This is a genomic window from Frankia sp. CeCAU1 (genome assembly GCF_977971845.1).
On the sequence record NZ_CDWWXA010000094.1, the window covers coordinates 1 to 3,323 of the forward strand.

At 71.5% G+C, this 3,323-nt stretch carries 2 protein-coding genes and 1 pseudogene; all 3 read right to left on the reverse strand.

Annotation, left to right across the window (positions count from 1 at the left end):
• Positions 1 to 689, reverse strand: a pseudogene (locus tag AC08OO_RS15990) (ribonuclease E/G); the annotation flags it as partial.
• 126 nt (positions 690 to 815) lie between these two features.
• The gene (locus AC08OO_RS15995) at positions 816 to 1,565 is read right to left on the reverse strand and encodes a TIGR03936 family radical SAM-associated protein (RefSeq protein WP_476606691.1); all 750 of its coding nucleotides are present in this window, start codon (positions 1,563 to 1,565) and stop codon (positions 816 to 818) included.
• Positions 1,549 to 3,323 (reverse strand): TIGR03960 family B12-binding radical SAM protein (locus AC08OO_RS16000; RefSeq protein ID WP_476618702.1); only part of this gene is annotated, 1,775 nt, incomplete at its 5' end. The genes AC08OO_RS16000 and AC08OO_RS15995, both read right to left, overlap by 17 nt.

Sequence of the window (3,323 nt, forward strand, 5' to 3'; positions counted from 1 at the left end):
GCCGGGTCCGGCACCGCGGCAGCGGGCGTTATCAGTCCGGAGATGGCACGACGGGCCCTGGTCCGTTTCGGCTTCGCAGCGACGTCCGGCGATACGACGTCCCGCGGCGCGTCCTCGGCGGGAGGGGCGTCCTCCGCGGGAGGGGCGTCCTCCGCGGGAGGGGCAACCGGCACCTCGGTCACCTCACGCACCGCGCGGCGGCTGCGTGCCGCCCGGGTGCGCCGCGCCGGCACCGGTTCGGTGGCCTCCACCGTGTCGTCCCGGGCCGGGACGACAGTGACGGATTCGACAGTGACGGGTTTATCGACCGGACCTGGTTCGCCGACCGGGGTGGTCGAGGGAGCGTCGGCTTCGGTGGTATCCGCCGGTTCCATCCTGGCCCTGGCGGAGCCGCGGGTCATCCGGGCGCGGGTGGTCGAACCGGCGTCCCGGCGACGGCGCCGGCCCTCGGCCGGCACCGAGGGTGCATCGCCGGAGGTCTCGTCTGGAAGGGGCCCGCCCGGGACCTGTGCGACGGCCGGGTCGTCCGGAACCGGATTCCCGGCTGGCGCCACATCGGTCACGTTCGGCCCGGCGGTGGCATGGTCGTCGACGGGTGGGCCTGCCGCTCGTCCCGCGGCCCTGCGCCTACGCGCCGCCGGTCGGGTGGGCTCGGATTCAGTCTGGATGGTCAGATCGTCGTCGGGCACGGGTTAAGAAGCCTCTCGGGCTCCCGGGCGCGCTGCTCATGCAGTCGCGACCGCGCAGAAGCCACTGTCTCGGTCCGGCGCGGGTACCGCCGGGGAATCCTGCGACGCCCTGCAACACGCTGAGGTTCAACCCACCAGCCGGCCAGCGCCGTTGCGGTCCTGCGCCAGCGGGTCCGCCACAGTGCCGTCCTCACACAGTCGGCCCTGTTCGAGCCGGGTGGGCTCGGGCGGCGCCGACGAGCGCAGGCCGGCTACCACGCCTAGGGCGGTCAGCACGTCGTCTGGTCGTACAGCGGGCGTCGTGTGCCGCACGACCATCTCTAGTATCGCACACGTGTCGTTCTCTGCTCGGCAAACGGCGGAGACCACTGCCGCGCGCACATCGAACCGTCGCCGGCCGTCCTTCGTCGCCCGCTCAACTTCGACCACGTCGCGGCGCAACAGCTCCCGCACGGCGGCGGAGACCTCCGGACCGGAGGCACCCGGCAACCGTACCGACCACCGCGAGGCGTCGATCCGCTCGGCGAGGCCGCCGCCTTCCGCCCGGTGGCACGCGAGCACGTCCAGCCCCGGCGGAAGAACGGCGTCTAGGCCGACCCGCAGCGCCTCCGGATCGACCGAGGCCGCCAGGGCCAGCTCGACGTATTCGGCCTCACTGGCCGCCCCGGTCGACGCGGCACCCAGCCACGAGATCCGCGGATGCGGACTGAATCCCGCCGAATAGGCCATCGGGACCCCGGCGCGGCGCAATGCGCGCTCGAACGTGCGCGCCACGTCCCGATGTGAGAGGAATCTCAGCCGGCCCCGCTTCGCGAAACGAAGTCGCACCCGTTCGACCACCGGCGGAGGCGGCGGCCCCTCAGGTCGCCGCGCCACTGCCCACCGGAGCCGGGGCGAGCCGCGGCGTGGTCGCAGGATCGGGTTGAATGGCCGGCTGCGGTCGCTCAGCCTGCCCGGACCCGGGGCCCTGGAGGTTCGACACCGCAAGCACGGGGAGCAGCCGACGTCCGGTCGGGCCGATCTGGGTGTCGGTGCCCATCGTCGGACAGACCCCGCAGTCGTAGCAGGGTGTCCAGCGACAGTCATCGAGCTCATTCCCGCTCAGCGCATCCTGCCAATCAGCCCACAGCCAGTCCCGGTCGAGGCCCGCGTCGAGGTGATCCCAGGCCAGTACCTCGCGTTCGTCACGCTCGCGGGTGGTGAACCAGTCCAGCGACACCCCCAGCGGTTCGAGCTCCGCCGCGCACGCGGACTCCCAGCGTTCGAACGAGAAGTACTCGTTCCAGCCGTCGAAGCGGCCGCCGTCTCGCCAGACCCGTTCGATCACCGCACCCACCCGGCGGTCACCGCGGGCCAGCAGGCCCTCGATGATGCCAGGCCGACCGTCGTGGTAACGGAAACCGATCGCCCGACCCACCTCACGATCGGCGCGCACAGCATCACGGAGCAGCTTCAGCCGGGCGTCGGTCACCTCGTGCGGCGCCTGCCCCACCCACTGAAACGGGGTGTGCGGCTTGGGCACGAATCCGCCAATCGACACGGTGCAGCGGATGTCGCGCTGCCCGCTGACCCGCCGACCGGCCCGGATGACCTCCCGGGCAAGGTCGGCGATCTCCAGCACGTCTTCGTCGGTCTCGGTCGGCAGGCCGCACATGAAATAGAGCTTCACCTGCCGCCAGCCGTGAGCGTAAGCGGTGCTGACGGTGCGGACCAGGTCCTCGGCACTGACCATCTTGTTGATGACCCGACGCAGCCGCTCGGAGCCGCCCTCGGGGGCGAAGGTCAGCCCGCTACGCCGGCCGTTACGGGAGAATTCGTTCGCGAGCGTGACGTTGAAGGCGTCCACCCGGGTGGACGGCAGACTCAACGAGACGTTGGCGCCCTCGTACCGGTCGGCGAGACCGGTGGCGATCTCGCCGATCTCGGTGTGGTCCGCGCTCGACAACGACAGCAGGCCGACCTCGGAGAAGCCCGTCGCGCGCAGCCCCGCGTCGACCATCGCACCGATGGTGGCGATGTTGCGTTCACGCACCGGACGGGTGATCATCCCGGCTTGGCAGAACCGGCAGCCCCGGGTGCAGCCGCGGAAGATCTCCACGCTCATCCGCTCGTGCACCGTCTCGGCGAGCGGGACCAGCGGAGCCTTCGGATACGGCCAGGAGTCGAGATCGGACAGCGTGTGCTTGCTCGGCCGGGCCGGCACGTCGTCCCGGTTGCGGGTGACCGACCGGATACGGCCGTCGGGCCGGTAGGAGACGTCGTAGAACGCCGGCACGTACACCAGGCGCCGGCAGGCCAGCCGGTGCAACAGCTCGCCCCGGCCACCGGGACTCCCGGCCGCCTTCCAGGCGCGAACCACGTCGGTGATGCCCAGCACGGCCTGCTCGCCGTCGCCGAGCACGACGGCGTCGACGAACGTGGCGATCGGCTCGGGATTGAAGGCGGCATGCCCCCCCGCGACGACCAGCGGATCGGCGTCGGTGCGCTCGGCCGCGTGCAACGAGATCCCGGCAAGATCGAGTGCCGTCAGCAGGTTGGTATACCCGAGTTCGGTGGCGAAGCTGACGCCCAACAGGTCGAAATCGCCCACCGCGCGGTGGGCGTCCACCGTGAACTGCGGCAGCCCGTGCTCGC